Annotated in this window: 25 protein-coding genes; 3 read left to right on the forward strand and 22 right to left on the reverse strand. The window is 71.5% G+C overall.

Features of this window, described 5'->3' with window-relative positions:
* The first annotated feature begins 204 nt into the window (after positions 1-204).
* Positions 205-816 carry a hypothetical protein gene (locus tag RISW2_RS11420; protein ID WP_043770963.1) on the forward strand — a complete coding sequence of 204 codons (612 nt, stop codon included), beginning with the start codon at positions 205-207 and terminating at the stop codon, positions 814-816.
* A gap of 9 nt (positions 817-825) precedes the next feature.
* Here RISW2_RS11420 and RISW2_RS11425 read toward each other — a convergent pair whose 3' ends face one another.
* Entirely contained in the window at positions 826-1,869 is a 1,044-nt protein-coding gene (locus RISW2_RS11425; RefSeq protein WP_043770965.1) for a quinoprotein relay system zinc metallohydrolase 2, read from the reverse strand.
* A gap of 102 nt (positions 1,870-1,971) precedes the next feature.
* On the opposite strand from RISW2_RS11425, the gene RISW2_RS11430 reads away from it, so the two are divergent.
* A complete protein-coding gene (locus RISW2_RS11430) occupies positions 1,972-2,790 on the forward strand; it encodes a quinoprotein dehydrogenase-associated SoxYZ-like carrier (protein WP_043770971.1) in 819 nt (272 codons plus the stop codon).
* A 34-nt stretch (positions 2,791-2,824) separates the two neighbouring features.
* Here the strand turns inward: RISW2_RS11430 and RISW2_RS11435 are convergent, their stop codons facing one another.
* The 21 genes from RISW2_RS11435 to RISW2_RS11535 all read right to left on the reverse strand — a co-directional run bounded on the left by RISW2_RS11435 (position 2,825) and on the right by RISW2_RS11535 (position 21,495).
* The gene (locus RISW2_RS11435; RefSeq protein WP_043770974.1) at positions 2,825-3,181 is read right to left on the reverse strand and encodes a hypothetical protein; all 357 of its coding nucleotides are present in this window, start codon (positions 3,179-3,181) and stop codon (positions 2,825-2,827) included.
* Complete coding sequence (locus RISW2_RS11440) at positions 3,178-3,861, reverse strand: hypothetical protein (RefSeq protein ID WP_043770976.1); 684 nt, start codon at positions 3,859-3,861, stop codon at positions 3,178-3,180. Before RISW2_RS11440 ends, RISW2_RS11435 begins: the two co-directional genes overlap by 4 nt.
* Before the next feature lie 45 nt (positions 3,862-3,906).
* Positions 3,907-6,171 carry a hybrid sensor histidine kinase/response regulator gene (locus tag RISW2_RS11445; RefSeq protein ID WP_051491964.1) on the reverse strand — a complete coding sequence of 755 codons (2,265 nt, stop codon included), beginning with the start codon at positions 6,169-6,171 and terminating at the stop codon, positions 3,907-3,909.
* Positions 6,168-7,325, reverse strand: coding sequence for an FIST N-terminal domain-containing protein (locus tag RISW2_RS11450; RefSeq protein ID WP_043770980.1), 1,158 nt, complete (start codon positions 7,323-7,325; stop codon positions 6,168-6,170). The genes RISW2_RS11445 and RISW2_RS11450 overlap by 4 nt, the downstream gene beginning before the upstream one ends.
* 7 nt (positions 7,326-7,332) lie before the next feature.
* The gene (locus tag RISW2_RS11455) at positions 7,333-8,052 is read right to left on the reverse strand and encodes a LuxR C-terminal-related transcriptional regulator (RefSeq protein ID WP_051491965.1); all 720 of its coding nucleotides are present in this window, start codon (positions 8,050-8,052) and stop codon (positions 7,333-7,335) included.
* Positions 8,053-8,167: 115 nt separating this feature from the next.
* Positions 8,168-8,815, reverse strand: a complete 648-nt coding sequence (gene gfa / locus RISW2_RS11460; protein ID WP_084615359.1) for an S-(hydroxymethyl)glutathione synthase — start codon at positions 8,813-8,815, stop codon at positions 8,168-8,170.
* 106 nt (positions 8,816-8,921) lie between these two features.
* On the reverse strand, positions 8,922-10,124 hold the full coding sequence (locus tag RISW2_RS11465) for a BatD family protein (RefSeq protein ID WP_043770984.1): 1,203 nt from the start codon (positions 10,122-10,124) through the stop codon (positions 8,922-8,924).
* Entirely contained in the window at positions 10,121-10,801 is a 681-nt protein-coding gene (locus RISW2_RS11470; RefSeq protein ID WP_244437551.1) for a hypothetical protein, read from the reverse strand. The genes RISW2_RS11465 and RISW2_RS11470 overlap by 4 nt, the downstream gene beginning before the upstream one ends.
* The gene (locus tag RISW2_RS11475; protein WP_043770987.1) at positions 10,798-11,694 is read right to left on the reverse strand and encodes a VWA domain-containing protein; all 897 of its coding nucleotides are present in this window, start codon (positions 11,692-11,694) and stop codon (positions 10,798-10,800) included. Before RISW2_RS11475 ends, RISW2_RS11470 begins: the two co-directional genes overlap by 4 nt.
* The gene (locus RISW2_RS11480; RefSeq protein WP_043770990.1) at positions 11,691-12,647 is read right to left on the reverse strand and encodes a VWA domain-containing protein; all 957 of its coding nucleotides are present in this window, start codon (positions 12,645-12,647) and stop codon (positions 11,691-11,693) included. Before RISW2_RS11480 ends, RISW2_RS11475 begins: the two co-directional genes overlap by 4 nt.
* Entirely contained in the window at positions 12,644-13,015 is a 372-nt protein-coding gene (locus tag RISW2_RS11485) for a hypothetical protein (protein ID WP_043770995.1), read from the reverse strand. The genes RISW2_RS11480 and RISW2_RS11485 overlap by 4 nt, the downstream gene beginning before the upstream one ends.
* Positions 13,016-13,019: 4 nt before the next feature.
* Positions 13,020-13,922 carry a DUF58 domain-containing protein gene (locus RISW2_RS11490; RefSeq protein WP_043771000.1) on the reverse strand — a complete coding sequence of 301 codons (903 nt, stop codon included), beginning with the start codon at positions 13,920-13,922 and terminating at the stop codon, positions 13,020-13,022.
* Positions 13,919-14,878 carry an AAA family ATPase gene (locus tag RISW2_RS11495; RefSeq protein WP_043771003.1) on the reverse strand — a complete coding sequence of 320 codons (960 nt, stop codon included), beginning with the start codon at positions 14,876-14,878 and terminating at the stop codon, positions 13,919-13,921. Before RISW2_RS11495 ends, RISW2_RS11490 begins: the two co-directional genes overlap by 4 nt.
* Before the next feature lie 83 nt (positions 14,879-14,961).
* The gene (locus RISW2_RS11500; protein ID WP_043771007.1) at positions 14,962-15,885 is read right to left on the reverse strand and encodes a hypothetical protein; all 924 of its coding nucleotides are present in this window, start codon (positions 15,883-15,885) and stop codon (positions 14,962-14,964) included.
* A gap of 85 nt (positions 15,886-15,970) precedes the next feature.
* Entirely contained in the window at positions 15,971-17,086 is a 1,116-nt protein-coding gene (pqqE, locus tag RISW2_RS11505) for a pyrroloquinoline quinone biosynthesis protein PqqE (protein ID WP_043771011.1), read from the reverse strand.
* Positions 17,083-17,358, reverse strand: coding sequence for a pyrroloquinoline quinone biosynthesis peptide chaperone PqqD (gene pqqD, locus RISW2_RS11510; RefSeq protein ID WP_043771016.1), 276 nt, complete (start codon positions 17,356-17,358; stop codon positions 17,083-17,085). Before pqqD ends, pqqE begins: the two co-directional genes overlap by 4 nt.
* On the reverse strand, positions 17,358-18,119 hold the full coding sequence (gene pqqC, locus RISW2_RS11515) for a pyrroloquinoline-quinone synthase PqqC (protein ID WP_043771022.1): 762 nt from the start codon (positions 18,117-18,119) through the stop codon (positions 17,358-17,360). Before pqqC ends, pqqD begins: the two co-directional genes overlap by 1 nt.
* Complete coding sequence (pqqB, locus tag RISW2_RS11520) at positions 18,116-19,012, reverse strand: pyrroloquinoline quinone biosynthesis protein PqqB (RefSeq protein WP_043771025.1); 897 nt, start codon at positions 19,010-19,012, stop codon at positions 18,116-18,118. The genes pqqC and pqqB overlap by 4 nt, the downstream gene beginning before the upstream one ends.
* A gap of 25 nt (positions 19,013-19,037) precedes the next feature.
* Entirely contained in the window at positions 19,038-19,127 is a 90-nt protein-coding gene (gene pqqA, locus RISW2_RS11525) for a pyrroloquinoline quinone precursor peptide PqqA (RefSeq protein WP_037266221.1), read from the reverse strand.
* A gap of 102 nt (positions 19,128-19,229) precedes the next feature.
* The gene (locus RISW2_RS11530; protein WP_043771033.1) at positions 19,230-19,916 is read right to left on the reverse strand and encodes a response regulator transcription factor; all 687 of its coding nucleotides are present in this window, start codon (positions 19,914-19,916) and stop codon (positions 19,230-19,232) included.
* A gap of 10 nt (positions 19,917-19,926) precedes the next feature.
* Entirely contained in the window at positions 19,927-21,495 is a 1,569-nt protein-coding gene (locus RISW2_RS11535) for a sensor histidine kinase (RefSeq protein ID WP_244437552.1), read from the reverse strand.
* A 180-nt stretch (positions 21,496-21,675) separates the two neighbouring features.
* On the opposite strand from RISW2_RS11535, the gene RISW2_RS11540 reads away from it, so the two are divergent.
* Positions 21,676-21,879 (forward strand): hypothetical protein, encoded by a 204-nt coding sequence (locus RISW2_RS11540; RefSeq protein WP_043771039.1) that lies wholly within the window; start codon positions 21,676-21,678, stop codon positions 21,877-21,879.
* Positions 21,880-21,986: the final 107 nt, after the last annotated feature.

Genomic DNA, 21,986 nt, shown 5'->3' on the forward strand with positions numbered 1-21,986 from the left:
CAACCGCCGCACGGGTTTTCATGCAGGCATCCTCCCAAGGGCTTTCGTCCGGCCACTGCGGGCCTGATGCTCTTCGCGGCATCCTCGCGAACTATGCGGGCAGCCCGGTTTTCCAAACAACTCAGACAATGGTGGGTATTGGGTCCGATGGACTTGGGGGCGGTGCCGGACCATAGTTCCGGGCAGGGAGAGAGGAGCACAGACATGAGCCGAAAGATCGCCTGCGGGCTTCTCGCGCTGACGCTCGCCGGGCCCGCATTCGGCGCCGATTTCTCGGACCCGACCTGGCCCTGCATCCAGCGCAAGGTCGAGTCGCTGTCGCCCGCGCTGATGTGGCCGATGGATCCTGCCGCCGCCGAGCGCGAGCTGTCCGAGGCCGAGGACGACGCGGTCGCCGAGCTTGCCGACACGCTGGCGCTGCGGCGCATCGACCTCGAGGAGGCCGGGACGCGGGTTGCGGCCTTCGCCGAGGCGCATGGCGGGGATCCCGTGCTGCTGGGGCAGACCTTCCTGCGCGTCTTCGACCACCTGTCGACGCGGCGGACCCGCGTGATGGACGGCATCGCCGAGTTCTCGCTGAGCCAGATCGCCCTGTCCAAGCGCATCGACGCGGCGCGGGCCGAGATGGACACGCTGATGCAGGCCGACGAGCCCGATTACGACCGCGTGGACGAGATCGAGGAACAGCTCGCCTGGGACGAGCGCATCTACACCGACCGCCAGAGGACGCTCACCTACGTATGCGAGACGCCGGTCCTGTTGGAAAAGCGGCTCTACGCGCTGGCGCAGATGCTGCAGACCGCGGCCACCGACTGAGGCCGCGGCTCATTCCCATTCGAGCTCGGTGAAGGCGACGGTGGCGTTGCGGGGGTTGTAGGCCTCGAAGAGCTGCCAGTGCGGCGCCTCGTCCGCCGCCACGTGATCGACCGCCTCGGACAGCCGTTCACCTGCGTCGAGCGCCGCGCGCGTGTCGGCGGCGAGGCGGTCGAGATAGCGCACGAGCGGCGCGGCCCCGTCCGGCCAGTCGAGCGTAGCGGCGCCGTGGCCGGGCACGACACGGTCGTGCGGCTCGGCCCTCATCGTCTCGAGGACCGCCTGCCAGCCGCGCAGGCTGCCGTCGAGCGCCGGCGCATGCCGGTCGAACACCAGGTCGCCGGCAAAGACCGTGCCGGTCTGCGGGTCGGTCGCCGTCAGGTCGGTGCCGGTATGGGCGGGCGGCCAGGCGCGGAGCGCGAGGACGCGACCGCCGAGGTCGATCTCGCCCATCCCTTCGACCGGCAAATCGACTGCCACGACCCCCGATCCGAGCGCCGCCTGCGGCCCGACGAGCCGCGCGAGGCTTTCCAGATAGGTGGCGCCACGGTCCGCGAGCGCGCGGTCGAGCCCCGCATGGCCCGCGACCTGTGCCCCCGCCTCGGTGAAGAGCGGCGCGCCGAGGACGTGATCGGGATGCATGTGGGTCAGCACGAGATGACTGACCGGCAGGTCGGTCCGCGCCCGGATCGCGCGCCAGAGGCCCTCTGCGACCGCCCGGGTGCTGCCGGCGTCGATCGCGGCGACGCCCGCCTCGCCGATGACGAAGCCCAGATTCGCGACATCGCCGCCATTCGCCGCGTCGGGCTCGGCGATCGCGCCCACGTGCACGAAGACGCCCGGCGCGATCTCGGTCACCGCGAGCGCGGGCCCCGCGGGCGCGCAGCGGGGGGCGCCGCGGGCGACGAGCGGCGCGCGGTCCGCGGCGGGCGGGCGGGCGGCGAGTTGCGCGGTGCAGGCGTCCTCGGTCTCGGCCTCGTATCCGGGCAGGAGCGTGTCGCGGCAGACCTCCTGGCCGGCGGCGGCGAGACAGAGGGTGAGGATCGCTTCGTACATGGGACCTCGCACGGGCGATGCCGCCCCCCGACCAAGGGCGGCGTATCAATCCCACCCATGATGTGGCATGTTCGCCGGATAATCCATGCTCGGAGGAGGCGCATGGCACACAGAACCCTGATCGCGGCCCTGGCGTCGGCACTGATCGGCGCGGGGGCAGGCGGCGCGGCGGCAGACACCGCCGCCAATCCGCTGGAAGACGGCCCCACCTGGGAAGAGCTGCGCGGCGACGTCGTGGGCGACGCGGAGATCGCGCCGGGCGACGCGCTCTTCGCCGTCGACGCGCCCTACCGCGCGCACGACGCGGCCACCGTGCCGCTGACGATCACGCAGACGGATCCCGGTGCCACCATCACCGGCGCGACCGTGATCGTCGACGAGAACCCCGCCCCCGTGGCGGGCACGTTCACCTTCGGGCCCGCGATGGCGCCGCTCGATTTCGAGCTGCGCGTGCGGGTGAACCAGTACTCGAACGTCCGCGTCATCGCCGAGACCGAGGACGGGCTGTTCATGGACGGCCGGTTCGTGAAGGCCTCGGGCGGATGCTCGGCGCCGGCGAGCCGGGACCCGGAGGTGGCGCTGGCCGCGATGGGCCAGATGAAGCTCAAGCTCTTCGGCGAGACGGCCGCGCTGTCGACACCGCGGCGCGAGGCGCAGGTGATGATCCGGCACCCGAACTATTCGGGGCTGCAGCGCGACCAGATCACGCAGCTTTTCATCCCGGCGCATTTCATCGACACGCTGGAAGTCCGGCAGGGCGAGGAACTGCTGTTCTCGATGACCGGCGGCATCTCGATCAGCGAGAACCCGGTCTTCCGCTTCTCCTATGCGGACAACGGCGCGACGTCGCTGAGCGTGCGCGCCACGGATACCGAGGGCAACGTGTTCGAACACGACCTGCCCAAGGACGCCGCCAGCTGACCCGGCCGGCCGGTGCGCCGCCCGGCCCCGCGGATCAGAAACAGACGATCTCGGCCTCGGCCTGCGCGCGGCGCAGGTCCGCGACCTGTTCGGTGGCGCTGGCAGCGCTGCGGAAGATCGAGGTGCGTTCGCCGCCCACCTGCCGCATCTCCAGCACCGTCTCGGCCGCGACGTAGGCCTCGTAGGGCAGGATGTTGGCGATCTCGTCGATCGAGCAGGCGCATTGCTCGAGCACCCGGCGGGTCTGGCCGTTCGTCGCCATGCAGGCAAAGACGTAGTCGGCGCGGGCGACGGTCGGATAGTCGTTCAGCCGGTCGGCAACCGACTGCGCCTGCGCGCCGCCGGCGAGCGCGAGGAGACCGGCGAGGAGGGGCGCGATGCGGCGGGTCATTGCGTGTCCTCCAGCCCGTCGAAGGCGATGACCGAGCGGTAGATCGGGTCGCCCCCCTCGGGATGCGGTGCCTCGGCGGCGAGCGTCAGGTACCAGCCCGGCACCGCCTCGGACATGGTCACCGCCAGCGCGAGATCGCCGAAGCCCGACATCTGCGCGCGGTTCGGATCCTCGGCGAAGGGCCGCAGCGTCACGGTCACGGTCTCGACCTCCGCGCCCTCGAAGGTCGCGGTGCCGCGGGTGACCTCAGCAGGCTGGATCAGCGAATCCTTGACCCGGTTGCGGATGTAGAACGGGCTGCCGCCCGCGGCCTCGGCCATGTCGCGCACCACGGTCTCGTAGAAGAACATGATCATCGGGTTGCCGACGCTCGCCGGGAACGATCCGAGGTTGCGGTGCTTGCCGTCCTGCCGGAACTGCAGGGTCGCCACCTCCTTGCCGTCCGTCTCGGAAAAGGACAGCGCGATGGTGCCGGTGTCGCGGGTGGCCGCCTCGGGCTTGGCGCGGTTCGCCACCGTGCGGTCGTAGACCAGCGCCGTGTCGCGCGCGAGATCGTCGAGCGTGCCGTTGCGGAACAGCAGGTCGTAGGTGGCGGTGCCGGCGTTCTGCGCGGCGGCGGCACCGACAAGCGGTCCGGCCAGCAGCACGACGGCACCGATCAGGGCCAGTATGTGTCGCATGATGGTTCCTCCCAGGGCTGCAGCCTAGCCGCCGCGCGGCGGCTGTCAGGGCCGACTTTTGTCGGTGGCGGTTGCGGCGGCCGGCGGATCGGGCGCCTGCCAGCGCGTCTTCCAGTCGATCAGGGGCCGCAGGCGCGACAGCTGCACGGGCTTCGTCAGCACGGCAAAGCCGATCTCGGCGCCGCGGCGCAGGAGCGCGTCGCTGCGGTCGGCGGTGATCATGATCGCCGGCACCTTGACGCCGGTGGCCGCGCGGATCGCCTCGATCGTGCGGATGCCGGTATCGTCGCCGTCGAGCTGGTAATCGGCCAGGACGATGTCGGGCGGCATGCCGATGTCGTGCACGAGGCCCAGCGCCTCCTCGGTCGATGACGCCCCGAGCACGCTCGCCCCCCACGATTCGAGCTTCTGGGTCGTGGCGAAGAGGACGTCGGCGTCATTCTCGACCACGAGCGCGATGAGGTCCGCGGCGCTGTCGCCGCCCGCGCGCACCAGCGCCCCTTCCTCGGGCGAGGCGGAACGGGTGCCCGGGACCATCGCCATCTCGATCGAGAAGACCGAGCCCACGCCGGGCTTGGAGCGCACGCGCACCTTGTGGCCCATGTGCCGGCAGGTCCGTTCGACGATGGAAAGCCCGAGCCCCATGCCCGACCCGAAGGGAACGTTCCGGGCGCGGGCGAATTCCTCGAAGATGCGCTTCTGGTCCTCGAGCCCGATGCCGAGCCCGGTATCCCAGACCTCGAGCACCACGGTCGACCCGCGACGCCGGCAGCCCACCAGCACGCGGCCGCCGGGATCGGTGTACTGGATGGCGTTCACCACGAGGTTCTGGATCGACCGCATCAGGTAGCGCTGGTCCGAGCGCACGAAGGCCGAACAGGGCACCCAGTCGAGCCGCACGCCCTTCTTCGCGGCGACGGGTTCCTGGTCCTCGATCACGCCCTGGATCAGCGTGCCGAGGCAGACATCCGACGGGGTCAGCGCCGCATCGGTGCTGTCGAGCCGCGAGATGTCGAGCAGCGCGTGCAGAAGGTGCTCGATCGACATGAAGCAGCCGTCGAGCCGTTCGCCGGTCCGCGCCAGCGGCGAGCCCTCGAGCCCGTCGCGCAGCGTCGAGATCAGGAGCTTCGCCGCGTTGATCGGCTGCAGCAGGTCATGGCTCGCCGCGGCGAGGAAGCGCGTCTTGGACGACACCGCCGCCTCGGCACGTTCCTTGGCGAGCCGCAATTCCTCCTCCACCCGCGCCTGGGCCTCGTATTGCGCGGTCAGGCGGCGGTTGGCGCGGGTCAGCTCGGCGGTGCGTTCCTCGACGCGCTTTTCCAGCATCTCGGTCGCGCGGCTTTCGAGCGTCACGTCCTTCACGTCGATCATGAAGCCCTGGTCGGGCATGGCATGCGCGTGCAGGTCGAGCACGCGGCCGCCCGCGTGCCGGATGCGCTTGCGGAAACTGTCCTGCCGCCCGATCCGGTCGGCCCAGGCGTCGAAGTCCACATCGGCCGCGTCGCGGATCAGCGCCTTCTGACGCATGTAGTCGAGGATCTGCGACAGCTGCGTGCCCTTCTGCACCAGCGTGAAGGGCAGGCCCAGCAACTCGCGGAACCGCGTGTTGTGCAGGATGACCTCGCCCGCCTCGCTGAAGGTGCAGATGCCCGAGGACATGGTCTCGAACGCCGCCTGCAGGTAGTGCGCCTGACGGTCGATCAGGCTTTCCTTCTCCAGCCGGTTCTGGCGCACGATGCCGGTGATCTCGGCCTGCAGGATCACCACGTTCTCGTCCGAGGTGCGCTGCAGGCTGAACTGGAACCAGCGGTCGCCGGACAGTTCGATCACGAACGACAAGACGGACGCGCCGACCGGGCCGCCGCGCGCCTTCGACACCGACGACCGCAGCCGGCCCTCGGTGCTTCGGACATGCACGCTTTGCGTCAGGGCGTCGAAATAGTCCTCGATCCCGAGCCCCGGCACCACGTGCGGCTGCACGTCGGGCAGGAGCGACTGGAACAGGTCGTTGCAGACCTCGAGCCGCCCGTTGGTGAAGAGCGCGAAGCCCCCCTCCATCGCCGACAGCGCGTCGCTCAGGTTCTTGCGCGTGCGCTCGCGCTCGTGGCGGACGCTCTCGAGCTCGTTCGCGGCGCGTTCGAGGTCGCGGGTCTTGGCCCAGACCTGGCCCTGCAGGGCGATGGCCGACTGGAAGGCACTGTAGGCCGAGGTGCCGATCTCGTGCTGGCGGTTGGCGCGGCGCACCAGCGCGTCGATGATCCGGGCCTGGCGCTCGAGCTGTTCCTGGAGCGGGGCGTCGGGGTCGATCATGCGATCTGCCGCTGCCGCGGCTCGAAGAAGGCGACGCCCACGAAGGTCTGGTTCACGTGCACGCCGCGGTGCTGCTCGCCATAGGTGTTGAAGCCGAGGACGCGCCGTCGCCGGAAAATCTCGGAGACGGGCTGGGTCAGCTGTTTCTGCTCGATCTCGAGCTTGCGCAGCACGCAGTCGAAGCCGAGGATGAAGTCGGGAGTGCGTCCGCCCTCGCCGGTCACGTCGAGCCCCGCGTCGAGCGTCTCGAGGATCGCCTTGCCCCGCCCGAGCGTCAGCAGGAGCCCGTCGTCGATCGCCGACAGGAAGGACAGCGCGAGACCGTCCGGCGCGCCCTGGATCGCGCGTACGTGGTAGGCCATGTTCTGCCGCACGAGGATCGGGTTCTCGGCAAAGACCTGCGGCGACAGCCGATCGACCGGACAACCGATCAGCCGGGCATATTCCGGCGCCGCCGGCGCGCCGTTCAGCTCCAGCACCAGCCGTTCCTCGGGTACCGCGTCGGTCACGACCATCTGCGTGTCGGTCGGCAGGAAGTGGTCGAAACCCAGGCCCTTGAAGCCGAGATCGGTCTCGAGCAGCACGAGAAGCGCCGCGTTGGTGCGGAAGACATTGCCGTGCAGCACGAACGTCTCGCGGAAATCGAGCCCGTTGCCGGCCGAGCCGCCGAAGATCGGCACCTCCTCGAGCGCGGTCTGCAGGGTCGAGACGAGCACGTCCTCCTGCTTGGACAGCCCGTCGGCGAAGATGAGGCCGAGCCGGGACCATCCGGCGGTGTGCTGGAACCGTGCGTCGTGGCGCCGCGCCTCCTCGGCGATGGACTTGATCGACAGGGGCTTGAGCGGCTCGATCAGCAGCGACGCGCAGCGGAAATGCCGCCGCGGGAACGCGAGGAGGAGAAGCGCGTCGGTGTCGTAGCCGTGGGTCGTGATCTGGCCGGCGGTCGTGCAGCCGAAGACCGGGATGCCCGGCAGGTGCCGCGCGAGCGCCTCGGCCAGCTCGTCATGCGCCGGGCCCTCGGGCACGAAGGCGAGCACGAAGCACGCCTCGGAGGCATCGAACTGGCCCGCCGCCTCGGCCACCGCCCGTGCCGGATCGGCGTCGTGCGACAGGCCCACGCGCACGTGGGACGGGTGGCCCGCGCTGTCGGTCATGGCGCGCCTACTGGCTGAGGAAGGCGCGGGCATCCGGATCGCCCGCCGCGCCCTCGAGCTGTGCCGCCTCGACCATGACCGCGGCCTGCGTGCGGTTCTGCACGCCGAGCCGGCGCAGGAGCGCGGTGATGTGCGCCTTGACCGTCGCCTCGGCGAGATTGAGCTCGTAGGCGATCTGCTTGTTGGGCTTGCCGGCGCAGATGAGCTTCATGATGCGGGCCTGCTGCGGCGTGAGCTCGGCGAGTTTCGGATGCACGCTGGAACAGATCGCGTCCGCGGGCGCGCGGCCCTCGGCGCCGCGATAGTCCTTGGGCACGTATTTGCGCCCCGCGCTCACGTCGCGCAGCACCGCGCGCAGCACCGAGGCCGAGGCGTCCTTGGGCAGGTAGCCCGCGGCCCCCTCGGCCATGAGCGCGCGCACCACCTCGACCGAGGTCAGCGACGAGATCACGAGGATCGGCGTGTCCGGAACGCGGTCGCGCAGGGTCTGGAAGCCCGAGATCCCGTGAACGTCCGGCAGCTTGAGGTCGAACATCACGAGGTCCGGCGAGATGCCGCGGTCGATGAGGTCGAGCGCGGCGGCCAGCGTGTTCGCGGTCTCGACCTCGCAGGACGGGAACGCGAGCTTCAGCGTGGCGGACAGGGCATCGGAATAGAGCGGATGATCGTCGACGATCACCACCGACCGGATACGTCCGACCGGCTGAGTCGGGATGTCGTGTTTCATTCGGCAAGTCCTCCCGCGCGAAGCGTAGCGCGGTTGATCCGACAGGCGCAACTGCGCCGCTCGCGGCGGCGCAGCATGGGCGGCAGGGTGCGCGTGCCGCCCCGCGCGAAGCGGTTCAGGACAGCGCGCCGCTGCGTTTCGCCACGTGGGTCGAGATCGCGTCCATCAGCGGCGGGGACAGGCAGTCGTAGGGTTCGAGCCCCAGTTCCGTCAGCCGCGCGCGGATGCCGTCCATCTTTTCCGGGCGGACGCCCGACTCGATGATCGAGGACACGAAGGCCGCGAATTCCGCGGGCGACCAGCCGTCCTCGTCGGACAGTTCGGTGTGCACGAAATCGAGCCCGTAGAACGGGTGCTCGGTATTCTCGATCCGACCGAACATGTGCACGCCGCAGCCCTTGCAGGCATAGCGCTGGATCGTCGCATAGGGATCGACGCGGTCGAGCTTCTCGCCGTTGCGGACGACGCTGACCTTGTCGCTGCCGACCACGGCCACCTGGCTGAAGGTCGCGCCCGCGGGTTTCCAGCACTTCGTGCAGCCGCAGACATGGTTGTGGGCGGTCTGGCCGCCCACCGCGACCTCGACCGGCTCGGACTTGCAGTGGCAGCGGAGCGTGCCGCCGGCAAAGGCGGACGAGCCCGGCTTCACGCCGTGATCGACCGCGGGATGGATCGACGTGCCGGTCGGCGCCTCGGGCGCGGCCGGCTTAGACGGTTCCGTCTTGGTGGATCCCCCACCGAAAAGGCTCGAGAACAATCCCATTTCTTCCTCCCTCTTGGGCCGGGGTGCGCACAATGACGTGATGCGCCCGGCCGCAACGACGGTGCGGGCGGGCGCGGATTCGGACAAGGCCGCAATAAGTATCGGCCTATGGGCTCCGACGGACAACCCGTGCGGCCAGCGCGCGCAAGTCGATCCCGCCGCCGCCCGGTGCAAAAAGCGCTTGATCGAGCGCCGCGAGCGCCGCTTGCCGGCCCGGGTCCGGCCCGTCCCGGCGCAGGAGCGCGACCGCCGCACGGCGCAGGCCCGCCGCATCGCCCCGCCGCGCGGCCCGCCGGGCCTGGCGCGCGAGCGGGTCGAGGGGACCGTTGCGCAGCGCGGCGGCAAACCCCGCGTAGCGCCGCCCGGACAACAGCAGCGCAAGCCCAGCGCCGAAGCCTAGGAGGGAAGCGGCCGCCATGGGCAGCGCGGCAAGCCGCACGGGCGTGCCCGGCGGCGCGATGGCCGCGATCTCGGCCACGCTGTCGTCGTAGGCCACGCGCTGCGCGCCGATCGTGACCGTGCGCTGCGCGCGCGCACGGGTGTCGAAATAGGCGACACGGATGGGCTCGAGGATCGTCGATGCCGTATCGGTCGGCCGCACGGTCCAGCGCCAGAAGGCATAGGTCACCGGCCCCTCGGGCGACAGCTCCACGAACCGCTTCTCGGGATGTGGAAAGATCATGGCGGAGGGCGAGACGAGCTCCGGCATCGGCGGGATCATCTCGGGCGTGGCGCCGACCGCCTCGATGCGGATGACACGCAGCACGCCCTCGCCGGGCTTGAGCTGGTCGGGCGCGTTCGACCAGTCGTCCGAGACCTGCAGCCGCCGGACCGGGAACCACCACTCGCCCTCGGGCAGAAGCGGCGCGGGCTCGACGTCGACCGTGATCGGGGCACTCTCGATCGCGTGGTCGAACCAGTCGTCACCCTCGTCGATCAGCGTCAGCCGGTGGGTGAAGGGCCCGATGGTCAGCGCGCCCGGCCGGTCCGGGTAGAGCGCCATCACCCGCTTGAAGTTCTTGACCCGCTTGCCGTTCTCGAGCGTCTCGTACCACGTGTCGGGGCCAAGCTGGGTCCAGTTGAAACCGTCGAGGTCGGGCTGCTCGAGCGTCTCGCGGGTGATGTGGCGGCGATAGACCCCGTGGATGGTGATGAGCACCATCTCCTGCGTGTAGCGGGTGGCGGCCCCGTTCGCGAGCGTCACCGTCAGCTCCAGCTCGCCCGGGTGGACCTCTCGCGACTGCGCGTGCAGGTGCGTGGGCAGGGCCAGCAGCACGAGGAGGAGGAACGTGGCGAGACGGGCGATCATCGCGGATCCTCCGGGTCGGGCAGGGTGAGGCCCAGCGCCTCGCGGCGCTTGCGCTCGAAGGCGATGCGCTCGGCCAGGTATTCGCCGGGCACGTCGGCGAGGTGCTGCAGCCAGCGCTCGTTCGCCACCATGAAGGTGTCGTCGAAGACCCGCCGCACGCCCAGCCGGCCGCGGCTCTCGAGCTCGGGCAGGCCGAGAAGCGCGCCGGCATTGGTGCTTTCCGACCCGGTGCCCGCGGCACGACCCGATCCCTTGCCGGTGGGCGCGTCCATCTCGGGGCCCTCGTCCCTCTCGCTGAACCAGGCGACCGCCTCGCCCGCCTCGAGACCGAGGCCCGCGTAATACGCCGCGACGAGGTCGAAGTTCGCGGCCGAGTCCGCGTCGCCCGCGCGGCGGCCCACGTCGAAAGCCTCGAGCGCGGCGGCATGGCGGCCGGCCTGCGCCTCGGCATTGCCGAGATTGTGGTAGGCACGCGCAGCACGGAAGGCGCGCGCCGCCTCATCCATGTCGCCCGCGCGGTAGAGCGCGACGCCCTTCCACGCCGGGTCAGAGAGCAGCGGCGCGGCGAGACCCGGCAGCCCCGCGGCGAGCAGGAGCCGCCCGAACGGTGCGGGCCCGCCCAGCGCCGACGCCGCGGCGGCGGTCGCCACGAGGGCGAGGGCGAGCGCGCGGATCACCGGGCGGTCCTGCGGAACAGGAGGAACGCGGGCACCAGCGCGAGCGCGAGGAGCCAGCGCCCGAGGTCGGACCAGAAAAGGAGCGGCCAGTCCTGCAGCTCCAGCCGGTCGCGGCCCTCGCCGCCGATCCATCCGGCCAGCGCGTCGGTGTCCGCGAGCGTGAAGACCCGCCCGCCCCCGGTCGCGGCCAGCGTCTGTACTTCCGGACCGGCATCCGGCGCGACGACCGAGAGGCGCGCGCCGCGGCCGGCCATGGCGGCAGCCTCCTGAAGCGCGGCGGGGCCGAGCCCGCCGCCATCGGTCAGCATCACCACGTCGCCGGCCAGCACGTCGGCCTCGTCGAGCATCTGCCGTGCGAGCGCCAGCGCGCGCTCCGGGCGCGAGCCGGGATCGGGCACCGTCTCCGCGCCGAGGAGCGAGACCGTCTGGCCAAGCTGCGCGGTGTCCGCGGTCATGTCTGTCGCCACATAGGCGTCGCCCGCGTAGACCACGAGCCCCGCGGGACGGCTGCCCAGCGCCGCGATGCCGAACCGGCCCATGGTCACCACCTGCGGCCAGCGCGCGTCCTCGGCCGCCGAGCGCGAGACGTCGATCACGAAGACGACGCCATCGAGGTTGCGGAACGCCGTGGCGTTTCGCCGCTCGACCGCCGGCCCGGACAGCGCCACCGCGATCAGCGCCGCCGCGCACAGGGCCGCGCCGCCCGCCATGCCGCCCTGTCCCGGGCTGACGCGGCCGAGCGCGCGCATCGCCTGCAGGAGCGCCGGGTCGACCGCCCGCGCCCAGTCGCCGATCCCGACCGCGCGCCGCCGCAGCATCCATGCAGCGACCGCGAGCGCTGGCAGCAGGAGCAGCCAGAGCGGCCGCAGGAGCGTGAGGTCGGGCAGGGTCATGCGATTTCCCTGTAGGCGAGCCCGAGGCAGAGGCAGGCGGCGAGCGCGGCGGGCCAGATCCAGAACTCGCGGTAGATCTCGGCGGCGAGCCCGGCGCTGTCGGTCGCCTCGAGCCGGTCGAGCGCCTCGGCCACGGCGACGAGGTCCTCGGTCGTGCGCACCCGGAAGCTCTCGCCCCCCGAGATCTCGGAGATCGCGCGCAGCGTCTCGGCGTCGACGACGCCGTTCTCGCCCTCCTCCGCTGTCTGGAGGTCGCGCGGCCCGAGCGCGATCGTGTGCACCCGCACGCCCATCTCGGCGGCGAGGCCCGCGACGCCGCGGGGATTGGTGGCGCCCGCGTTGTTCACCCCGTCCGACAGGAGGATCACCACCTTGGTCGCCGCGTCCGAGCGCTGCATGCGCTTGAGCGCCAGCCCGAGCGCGTCCGAGATGTTGGTGGCACGCCCCGAGATGCCGATCTGCGCCTCCTCGATCCGGCGGGCGATGCCCTCGGTGTCGAACGAGAACGGCGCGGCGTAATAGGCCTCGGACCCGAAGACGATCAGCGCCACACGGTCGCCGGCGCGGCGGCGCGCGAAGGCCGCGCCGACGGTCTGCACCGCCTCCATCCGCGTGACCTGGCGCCCGTCGAGCCAGAAATCGTCGCGCACCATGCTGCCGGACAGGTCGAGCGCGATGGCGAGGTCGCGGCCCGACACCTCGAGCGCGGGCACCGGGGCGACCTGCCTCGGGCCCGCGAGCGCGACGAGGATCAGCACCCAGACCGCCCACGGCGCCGAGCGGCCCAGCCGGTCGGTGCGCGGGGCGGCGCCCGCACCCTGCATCAGCGCGCGGCCGATGCGGTCCGGGACCGCAAGCGCGCCGCCGCGGTCGCCGCGGACCGGAAGGAACCGCGCGGCGAGCCATGGCAACGGCAGGAGCAGGAGGACTAGGGGCTGCGCGAGGTCGATCATCGCAGGAGCTCCCGCTCGAGCGTCGCCGCGTCGGGCAGGCCGCCGGGCCGGTAGAGCGCGGCGCGCAGCTCGGCGTGCCGCCCGGGCGCGTGGTCGCGCAGGAGGTGCAGGAGCGCGAGGCGGCGCGTCTCGTCCGGCAGGGCGGCGGCCTCGGCAACCGCCTGCCGCAGGCCGGTGCCGCGCGCGACGGGCCGGCGGGCCGTCACCGCGCGCAGGGCGAGCCCCGCGAGGAGCGCGAGCGCGAGCCCGACGGCGAGCGCCGCCAGCATCTCGGCCGGGGCGCCCCCGGCGGCAGAGGCAGGCAGGCGGATGTCGCGCAGGCCGGCGAGCATCGCCTCCTCCGACAGGGCGCGTGCCTGCGGCTCCATGGACTCAGGGCTCCCGGTCGGCGGGAAAGGCCGCCGCGATGGTCTGCGCGGTGCGGTCGGGCGCCTCGGCCGCATCGATCTCGATGACCGGAAGGCCCGCCACCGGCTCGGCCGTGCCGGGCCGGACCGGGTCACCCGCCGAACGCACCCGGACGCGGGTCCCGTCAGGCAGGCGCATCGGGTAGATGCCGCGCGGCAGCCGCCGCACGCCGCCGTCGACGATCGACAGGAGCCGCGACACCCGCCCCTGCGCCAGCGCCGCGAGCCGGTCCGACAGCCCCGGTCCGGGCACGTCGAAGCCCGAGGCGATGACGACCTCGGCGCCCCGCGGCGCGATGCGTTCGACGCGCGTCAGACCCTGTTCCAGCGTCGGGTCGCGGTCGGTGCCGGCAAGCGCCAGCGCCAGCGCGGCCTCGTGCGCGCGCACCAGCCCGCCGATCACGTCGAGCATGCCGCGGCTGCGCCCGCGCACCGGAACCGCCACCGGGTCGCCCGCCGACAGGGCGAGGAGCCCGACGCGCCCGCCCTCGGTCACCGTGCGCCAGCCGACGAGCGCCAGCGCCTCGGCCGCGGCGACCGATCGGAACGCGCGCGCGGTCCCCCAGAGCATCGACGGCCGCATGTCGGCCACGAGCAGCGTCACGCGGTCGCGCTCCTCCTGGAACTGCCGCACGTGCAGCCGGCCGGTCCGCGCCGTCGAGCCGCGGTCGAGATGGCGGATGTCGTCGCCCGGGACGTATTCCCTCACGTCCGCGACCTCCTGCCCGTGGCCGCGCCGGCGGGTGACGAAGCCGCCGGGCAGCGCCGCCAGCGCGGGCGATCCGGCCTGCGCCAGCGCAACACGGCGCAGGCCGATCAGCGCCTCGGCACGAAGCGCGACGCCCGGCACCGCAAGCGCGTCGGTCACAGCGCCTCGACCCGCGCCAGCACGTCGGCCACGAGCGCGCGCGGCGTGCGCCCCTCGGCCACCGCGCGCCATGTCAGGACGAGCCTGTGGGCCAGCGCGTCGGGCGCGAGGTCGGCCACGTCCTCGGGCAGGGCATAGTCGCGGCCCTTGAGCCAGGCCCGCGCCTTGGCGGCGGCGGCGAGCGCGAGCGAGCCCCGCGGGCTCACCGCGTGCTCGACCTCGTCGGCGAAGGGCGCGGCGCGCGTCGCGGTGACGAGCCGCACGATGTAGTCCCGCAGCGGCGGCGAGAGGTGCACCGCCATGGCCTCCGACCGGGCGGTGGCGAGTTCGCCGAGCGACAGCCGGGCGGGACGCGGGGGCGTGCCCTGCGTCTCCGCCTCGACGAGGTCGAGGATGCGCCGCTCGGTCGCCGGATCCGGCATCTCGAGCATCACGTGCAGCAGGAACCGGTCGAGCTGCGCCTCGGGCAGCGGGAAGGTGCCGTCGTGTTCGATCGGGTTCTGCGTCGCGACGACGAGGAAGGGGTCGGGCAGCGCATGCGTGGCGTTGCCCGAGGTCACCTGGCGTTCGGCCATCGCCTCGAGCAAGGCGGACTGCACCTTGGGGGGCGCGCGGTTGACCTCGTCCACCAGCACGAGGTTGTGGAACACCGGACCCGGCACGAACTCGAAGACACCGTCCTGCGGGCGCCAGACCGGCGTGCCGGTCAGGTCCGAGGGCATCAGGTCGGGCGTGCACTGGATGCGGGCGAAGCTGCCGTCGACCGCCTGCGCCAGCCACTTGACCGCGCGGGTCTTGGCGAGGCCCGGCGCGCCCTCGACCAGCAGGTGGCCGCCCGCGAGTACACCGATCAGCAGGCGCTCGATCAGCCGCCCGTGTCCCACGAGCCCGGATTCGAGATGCGCGGTCAGGGCGCCGACGGCGCGTGCCGGCGGCTCAATGGCTGCCTGGTCCATGGCGATGTCCTCCCTGCCCCGTTCGCGGGGCCCTCGGGTCACCTTAGCGCCAGCCGGGCGGCGCTCAAACACCGCCCAATGTCTCAGTCGCCAACGGGCCCCCGGCAATCTGGATCGGTGATCGCGTCGAAGCGGAGATCGGCCAGCGTGGACCGGGCCTGCTGCAGGAAAGCGTCGTAATGGTCGTCCACGTAGTCGAGGAAGGCCGCGTCGTTCGTGCGCTCCATGGGCGCCGTCGCCACTGCGTGCAGCATGAGGATGTCGAACTCGCAGAGCCCGGTCGGATTCGAGCCGAGCAGACCCTCCATGAAGGCCGCGCTGTCCCAGGGCAGGTTCATGAGGTTGACGGGGAACTCCTCGAGCTTCGAGAGGTAGGGCGCGTCGGAATCGAAGTGCAGGATGTCCATGCCGAAGGTGAAGGACTGGAACAGCTCCTCGATCAGGATCGAGCGGTAGAAGGCCCGTTCGAGATCGGTCAGCCGACCGGGGCCCGGCTGCTTGACCATGAGGTGCGTGCCCGCGCCTCGCCGGCCGAAGAATGTCTGCGCCATCGCGGGCGAGGTCGCCATGTAGCTGCGCCCGGGCGGCAGGCCGAGCGCCAGAGTCTTGTTCATCCAGGCGAGGTCGTCGGTCAAGGCGAGGTTCGGCGGACGCCCGGAATAGAGCCGCAGCACCACCGTGCGCCCGGTGCCGCAGCGGCGCGCGCTGGACCCGGCATAGCGCATCGGCAGCGGCTTGCCGTGCACCGTGCGCATGAGATCCGCGAAGGCGTCGAGCACCTCCTGCGCGCCCGGATGCGGCGCCTCCCCCACGATGCAGAGCGCGGCACCGGCGAGCGAGCGGCCGTGGATCCGGACGGGGATCGTCATGTCGCGGCCGACCATGGTGGTCCGCAACTCGTAGACCCATCCCTTGCGGGCGAGGTCGAGATAGGCGGCGCGGTCGGCGCGCGCGGGCAGCGCCGCAACGACCAGCGCCGCCAGCATACCCAGCATCCGGAACTTCATGCGGACGGCCCCTCCTGCCCGTGCACGATCACGTCGGGTCAAGCTAGGTCGCGCGCCGCATCCGGTCCAATCACGACCGGTCGCGCTATTCCGCGGGCTCGACGCTGCGCAGCGGGGCCTCGCGGTAGGTCAGGGCCGCGTCCTCGGCGCTCGCATGGCCCGCCGCGCGGGCCTGCAGCGCGCCGTGATGGGGCGACTTCACGCAGACCGGGTCGGTCGCCGCGGCGTCGCCCACCAGCGCCATGGCCTGGCAGCGGCAGCCGCCGAAATCCACGGTCTTGCGCTCGCAGGACCGGCAGGGCTCCTGCATCCAGTCGGTGCCGCGATAGGCCTCGAAGGCCGCGCCGCGATACCAGATGTCCGCGAGCGGCCGCTCCGCGACGGTGTCGAAGCGAAGGTGCGGGATCGATTCGGCCGCGTGGCAGGGCAGCACCTTGCCGTCCGGCGTGACATTGAGCCCGGTCGTCCCCCAGCCCCCCATGCAGCGCTTGGGATAGTCGGAATGGTAGTCGGCCGGCACGTAGTCGATGACGAGCGTGCCCTTGAGCCGCGCGCGCGCCTCGGCCACGATCCGGTCCGCCTCGCGCGCCTGCGCCTCGGTCGGCATCAGCGCGTCGCGGTTCCGGAGCGCCCAGCCGTGGAACTGGACGGTCGCGACCTCGATGCGGCGGGCGCCCATCTCGACTGCCATCTCGATCGCGCGGGGCAATTGGTGCAGGTTGCGCCGGTGCAGGACCGCGTTCAGCGTCAGCGGGAAGCCCACGGCACCGATCCACTTCACGACCTGCATCTTGCGGTCGAACCCGCCGCGATAGCCGCCGATCTCGTCGGCCATGGCCGAGTCGGTGCCCTGCAGCGACAGCTGGACATGGTCGAGCCCCGCCGCGTCGAGCGCGCCGAGGCGGCGTTCGGTCAACCCGATGCCCGAGGTGATGAGATTGGTGTAGAGCCCGGCCTCGCGCGCCGCGGCCACGAGCGTCTCGAGATCGCGCCGCGAGGCGGGCTCGCCACCTGACAGGTGGAGCTGCAGCACCCCGAGATCCGCGGCCTGCCGGAACACGTCCGTCCAGGTCTCGGTGGACAGCTCGCTGTCCACCCGTGCGAGTTCGACGGGGTTCGAGCAATAGGGGCAGGAGAGCGGGCAGCGATGCGTCAGTTCGGCCAGCATCGCGATGGGAGGGCGGACGGTCGGTGCGGTCATGGCTGGACCTCCAGGAATCGGCGGTCGCGGAGCGCCCGGAGGAAGCCGGCGCTGTCCTGCGCGATCTGCTCCGCGCTTGCGTCGTATTTCTCGGCCAGGGCGGTGACGATCTGGCCGAAGCTGCGGGTGCCGTCGAGTTCGGACAGGATGGCATGGCCCACCGGATCGAGCGTGATCGCGCGCTCGGGGGCGAGCAGCACCCAGGCGTCGCGCACCCGGTCGCGGTGGATGCGCACCCCGCGCGGCAGGTAGGGAACCTCGTCGCGGTCCATCAGGCCGCCCTCGCGTCCACCAGTCCCTGCCCCGGCTGCCAGGCGCCCGGGGGAATGCGACCGGGTTGCACGTAGGCGCCCCAGAGCGCGTCGAGCTGCGACCAGAGCACGTCGGTCTTGAAGGTCAGCGCCTTCGCGGCCTGGTCCTGCTTTTCCGCCGTGTCGGCTCGGTCGAGCACCCAGGCAAGCCCGAAGGCCACGTCCTTGGGCGCCTCCTTCAGGCGGTTGCGGAAATAGGACAGCGCGCTGTCGTCGGCGAACTCGTAGTTTTTCAGCAGTCCCTCGATCCGGTTGGCGTGGATCTTGGGCGCGAAGAGCTCGGTCAGCGACGCGGCGACCGCCTCGAGCAGGGTCTTTTCCCGCACGAAGCGCACATAGGCGTCGACCGCGAACCTGGTCGCGGGCAGCACGCCCTCGCACGAGGCCACGTAGTCGGGATCGAGACCGACCGCGCGGGCAAGCCGCAGCCAGCGTCGGATACCCCCCTCGTTGGTGTCGGTGCCGTCGTGATCCTCGATCCGCGACCGCCACTGGCGGCGCAGGTCCGGATCCTCGACCCGGGACATGAAAGCCGCGTCCTTCATCGGGATCGAGTGCTGGTAGTAGTAGCGGTTGATGACCCAGGCCCGCACCTGATCGGGCGTGCAGCCGCCCCCGTGCAGGAGGTCGTGGAACGGGTGCAGGTCGTGGTAGCGCTCGGCGCCGATCTGGCGCAGGCGGGCCTCGAAGGCCACGCGGGATGCGGGGACGTCGGGTGTCATAGCGGTGTCTCCATGCCGTCCTGTCCGATGATCCAGCCCGCCCGTTCCGCCTCGGCGCGTTCGTCCGACTCGGGTCGCAGGACCGGGTTGGTGTTGTTCATGTGCACGTAGATGCGCCGCGCGACGTCGAGGCCGGCAAAGGCGGCGATCGATCCGTCCGGGCCGCTCATGGACATGTGGCCCATGCGGCGGCCGGTCTTCTGCCCGAGGCCCGCGCGCACCATCTCGTCGTCCTGCCAGAGCGTGCCGTCGAAGAAGAGCGTCGAGGCGCCGGACAGCCGCGCGCGCAGGTCGTCGGTGAGCGCGGCGCAGCCGGGAACGTAGAACGCGCTGCGGCCCTCGGCGGTCAGCTCGACACCCACGGTCTGTTCGCCCAGCATCTCGGTCTCGACCACCTCGCCCTCCATGTAGAGCGGGACCTTGCCCGGCACCGGGAAGAGCGTCGCGGTCAGGCCGGGCGCGATCTCGGCGGGTTCCCCGAGCGCGACGGAGGCCCGTGTCACGACCTCCGGGCGGAGCGCGTCGAAGATCGGGTTTTGTGCCAGCACGTCGTGGATGCCGGGCGTCGCGTAGAGCGTGAAGGGCTGCACCTCGCGCAGGGTCAGGAGCCCTGCCACGTGGTCGATGTCGCCGTTCGTCAGAAGGACCGAGCGCAGCGGCATCTCGCGCAGGCCGGTCGGATGGAGCGGCGGCGCGTCTGCCAGCTGCTGGCGGATGTCGGGCGAGGCGTTGAGGATCGCCCAGTCGCGACCGTTCGCGGTCACCGCAAGCGAGGACTGCGTCTGCGCGGGGATCGCTCCCTGCCGCGCGAGGCGGCAATTGTCGCAGCCGCAGTTCCACTGGGGCAGGCCGCCACCGGCCGCAGCCCCGAGGATTCGCGCGCGGAACGCCATCACGTGCCTCCCGCGCGCACCGGCTTCAGAACAGGACGCCGTCCTCTTCCGGGCCGTACATGTTGATTTCCATTCCGCACTCGATCTCGCGGATGACAGGCTTCGTCCAGGCCATGGGGTCTCCTCCTCGCATGTATGTTTCCAGACGTGGCCGAGGATGCGCGGGCCGGGTCCGTCATGCGAGTCTTATTGTTTAAGAGCGGTTCAGACATTGGTCTTAACCCCGGTCCGGCACGCGTCCGTCGAGCACGAAGCCCCGGTTGCGCAACGTCTTGATCTCGAATCCGAAATCCGCCGAGGGATCGAGCTTGCGCCGCAGGTAGCCAAGGTAGACGTCGACCACATTCTCCGAACTCGACCCCTCGGCCGCCCAGAGCGCGTCGAAGATGCGGCCCCGCGACAGCACCTCGCCGGGATGGGCGCAGAAGAGCTCCAGAAGGCCGAACTCGCGCTCGGTCAGCGTCACCTCGCGGCTGGCCGAAAGCACCCGCCGCCCGGCCGGGTCGAGCCGCGCGGGCCGCGGCCGCACCGCCTCGGCCCGCCGCTCCTGCACCTTGAGGCGCGCCACGAGCTCGTCGAAGGAGAACGGCTTGACGATGTAGTCGTCGGCGCCGGCCTCGAGCCCGGCCGCCCGGTCCTCGACCTCCGAGAGCGCCGAGAGCATGACCACGGGCAGGTCGTGGCCGGCCGCGCGCAGGTCGCGCACGAGGTCGAGCCCGCTGTCGGCGCCGAGCATCACGTCGACGATGGCGGCGCTGAGCGGCTCCCGCATGACCCGTGCGAGCGCGCGGGCGGCGCTGTTCTCGGCCACGGAGTCGTAGCCGTGCAGGCGCAGGCCGCGCGCCAGCGCCGAGGTGATCTCGGGATCGTCGTCGACGATGAGGATGCGCGCGGTGCCGGTCATGCGGGCGACACTAGTCCGCGGTCAGGGGCATCTCCACCGTGACCTTTGTCCCGGGTTCGCCGCCCAGCGCCTCGTCGGGCGCCACGGGGCTCGTGACGGAGATGGCACCGCCCTGCGCCTCGATCACCCAGTGCGCGAGCGCGAGGCCGATGCCGAAGCCCTCGCTGCGCGCCGTGCCCGCCTGCCGGAAGCGTTCGAACACCGCCCCCTGCGCCTCGGGCGGGATGCCCGGCCCGTTGTCGATCACGTCGACCCGGACGCGCCCGTTCCGCAGGCCGGCCGCGACGGCGAGGTGCCCGCCCGCCCGCGCGTGGCGCACAGCGTTGCGGACAAGCCCGGCGAGGACCTGCCGCATCCAGTTGCGGTCGCCGGTGACCCGCAACGGCCCGGCGATGCGGTCATCGACGGTGAGCCCGGCATTGGCGGTTTCCGCCGCGGTCTCCTCGAGCGCGTCGCGCGCCACCTGCGCCAGGTCGAATTCTTCCGCGGACAGCGCGAGCTTGCCGCTTTCGGACCGCGCGATCCGCAGCAGGTCGTCGATGCGCCGGTTCAGCCGTTCCGAGCGCGCCTCGATCGTGGCGAAGGCCGCGGCGGGATCGCTGCCGCCGGCGCGGCCGAGCTGCGCCTCCATCAGGATCACCGTCAGCGGCGTGCGCAGCTCGTGGCTGATGTCCGCGAAGAACCGGCGCCGGTCCTCGTCGGTCTGGGCGAGCCTTGCATTCGCCGCGCGCAGCTCCTCGGTGCGGGCGGCGATGGTGTCGTTGAGCCGCGCCCATTCGGCGGCGACCTGCCGCTGTCTCTCGCCCAGCGCATGCGCCATGCGGTTCGTCTCGGCGTAGAGCCCGCCGATCTCGTCCCGCCGGTCCACGGGCAGCGTGACCGCGAAATCCTCGCGCCCCATGCGCTGCGCCGCCTCGCGCAGCCGGTCGAGCCGCCGGAACTGCGGTCGGACGAGCCCCAGGTAGAACCCGGCGAAGGCCGCGACCGTCAGCGCCGCGATGACGAAGGACACCGCCACCAGCCGTTCGCGCAGGTCGTCGATGCCGGCGAGGATCGCCTCGCGCGCGCGCACCTCGTTCTGCACGACCTCGTTCAGGAGCGGGTCGAACCCGGTGGCGAAGATGTCGAGAAAGCCGCGCAGGCGTTCCGGATCCTGCGTGTCGGACAGGAAGCCGCGATGGGCGGAGGCAAAGAGCGCCTCCATCCGGGCGATGCCGATCGACTGGGTGGCGCGGCGGGACTGCTCGTCGATGCCGAGTCTCCGCGCCTCCGCCACCGCGTCCTGCAGGTCGGCGCGCAGTTGAACGAAGGTGCGCTGCACCGTCTGCACCACACCGTCGAGCCGCGCGGCCCGTTCGGTCGCGTCGAGACCTGTCTGCACCGATTCCGCCGCCACCACGATGAAGGTCGAGACCTGCGTCGACAGGGCCGCGTAGCGCTCGATCCGCCGCTCGGCCGCCAGCGACGCCTCGATGCGCAGCGACACGCGTTCCATCCCGAAATAGAGGATCGCCGCGGTCACCAGCGCCGCGAGACCCAGGAGCGCAGCGCCGAGGCCCAGCTTGACCTTCAGACGCACGGTTCTGCCCCGGTCCGCGATTCCGCCGCGACCACCCTTTCAGCACTTGCCATCAGAACGTGCAAACTTTCCGCGTTTCGCTGCATCGCAGCATTCCGGCGACGCACCGCTACGAGATTTTTTACGACCCCGAGCTACGGTTTCACCTGCGACTTAGGACTGAATTGACACAGGTGCACAATGATCGAACTCTTCTTCGTCGCGTGCCTCGGAAGCGCTCCGGCGCAATGCGAGGAACGCAGCCTCGTCTATACCGACCTCACCCCGATGGCCTGCATGATGGGCGCGCAGCCCGAGCTTGCCAAGTGGGTGGACACCCATCCGCGCTACACCATCGCCCGCTGGCAGTGCCGCTGGCTCCAGACCGCGGATCAGGACGCCTGACCGCTGCGCGGCCCCGACAGGGGAGGATGAGGCCGCGCAGCACCCGCCAGTCCCAGGGATGTCTTCGCCGGCCGCCTCGCGGCCGTTTTTCTTTTCCGGGCCCTCCG

Origin of the sequence: Roseivivax isoporae LMG 25204, assembly GCF_000521865.1 — a bacterium.
In the GTDB taxonomy this organism is placed as follows: Bacteria; Pseudomonadota; Alphaproteobacteria; order Rhodobacterales; family Rhodobacteraceae; genus Roseivivax; species Roseivivax isoporae.

Coding starts and splice junctions, on each gene's coding strand:
- RISW2_RS11420 (WP_043770963.1), top strand. CDS start 205: ATGAGCCGAAAGATCGCCTGCGGGCTTCTCGCGCTGACGCTCGCCGGG.
- RISW2_RS11425 (WP_043770965.1), bottom strand. CDS start 1,869: ATGTACGAAGCGATCCTCACCCTCTGTCTCGCCGCCGCCGGCCAGGAG.
- RISW2_RS11430 (WP_043770971.1), top strand. CDS start 1,972: ATGGCACACAGAACCCTGATCGCGGCCCTGGCGTCGGCACTGATCGGC.
- RISW2_RS11435 (WP_043770974.1), bottom strand. CDS start 3,181: ATGACCCGCCGCATCGCGCCCCTCCTCGCCGGTCTCCTCGCGCTCGCC.
- RISW2_RS11440 (WP_043770976.1), bottom strand. CDS start 3,861: ATGCGACACATACTGGCCCTGATCGGTGCCGTCGTGCTGCTGGCCGGA.
- RISW2_RS11445 (WP_051491964.1), bottom strand. CDS start 6,171: ATGATCGACCCCGACGCCCCGCTCCAGGAACAGCTCGAGCGCCAGGCC.
- RISW2_RS11450 (WP_043770980.1), bottom strand. CDS start 7,325: ATGACCGACAGCGCGGGCCACCCGTCCCACGTGCGCGTGGGCCTGTCG.
- RISW2_RS11455 (WP_051491965.1), bottom strand. CDS start 8,052: ATGAAACACGACATCCCGACTCAGCCGGTCGGACGTATCCGGTCGGTG.
- gfa (WP_084615359.1), bottom strand. CDS start 8,815: ATGGGATTGTTCTCGAGCCTTTTCGGTGGGGGATCCACCAAGACGGAA.
- RISW2_RS11465 (WP_043770984.1), bottom strand. CDS start 10,124: ATGATCGCCCGTCTCGCCACGTTCCTCCTCCTCGTGCTGCTGGCCCTG.
- RISW2_RS11475 (WP_043770987.1), bottom strand. CDS start 11,694: ATGACCCTGCCCGACCTCACGCTCCTGCGGCCGCTCTGGCTGCTCCTG.
- RISW2_RS11480 (WP_043770990.1), bottom strand. CDS start 12,647: ATGATCGACCTCGCGCAGCCCCTAGTCCTCCTGCTCCTGCCGTTGCCA.
- RISW2_RS11485 (WP_043770995.1), bottom strand. CDS start 13,015: ATGGAGCCGCAGGCACGCGCCCTGTCGGAGGAGGCGATGCTCGCCGGC.
- RISW2_RS11495 (WP_043771003.1), bottom strand. CDS start 14,878: ATGGACCAGGCAGCCATTGAGCCGCCGGCACGCGCCGTCGGCGCCCTG.
- RISW2_RS11500 (WP_043771007.1), bottom strand. CDS start 15,885: ATGAAGTTCCGGATGCTGGGTATGCTGGCGGCGCTGGTCGTTGCGGCG.
- pqqE (WP_043771011.1), bottom strand. CDS start 17,086: ATGACCGCACCGACCGTCCGCCCTCCCATCGCGATGCTGGCCGAACTG.
- pqqD (WP_043771016.1), bottom strand. CDS start 17,358: ATGGACCGCGACGAGGTTCCCTACCTGCCGCGCGGGGTGCGCATCCAC.
- pqqC (WP_043771022.1), bottom strand. CDS start 18,119: ATGACACCCGACGTCCCCGCATCCCGCGTGGCCTTCGAGGCCCGCCTG.
- pqqB (WP_043771025.1), bottom strand. CDS start 19,012: ATGGCGTTCCGCGCGCGAATCCTCGGGGCTGCGGCCGGTGGCGGCCTG.
- pqqA (WP_037266221.1), bottom strand. CDS start 19,127: ATGGCCTGGACGAAGCCTGTCATCCGCGAGATCGAGTGCGGAATGGAA.
- RISW2_RS11530 (WP_043771033.1), bottom strand. CDS start 19,916: ATGACCGGCACCGCGCGCATCCTCATCGTCGACGACGATCCCGAGATC.
- RISW2_RS11540 (WP_043771039.1), top strand. CDS start 21,676: ATGATCGAACTCTTCTTCGTCGCGTGCCTCGGAAGCGCTCCGGCGCAA.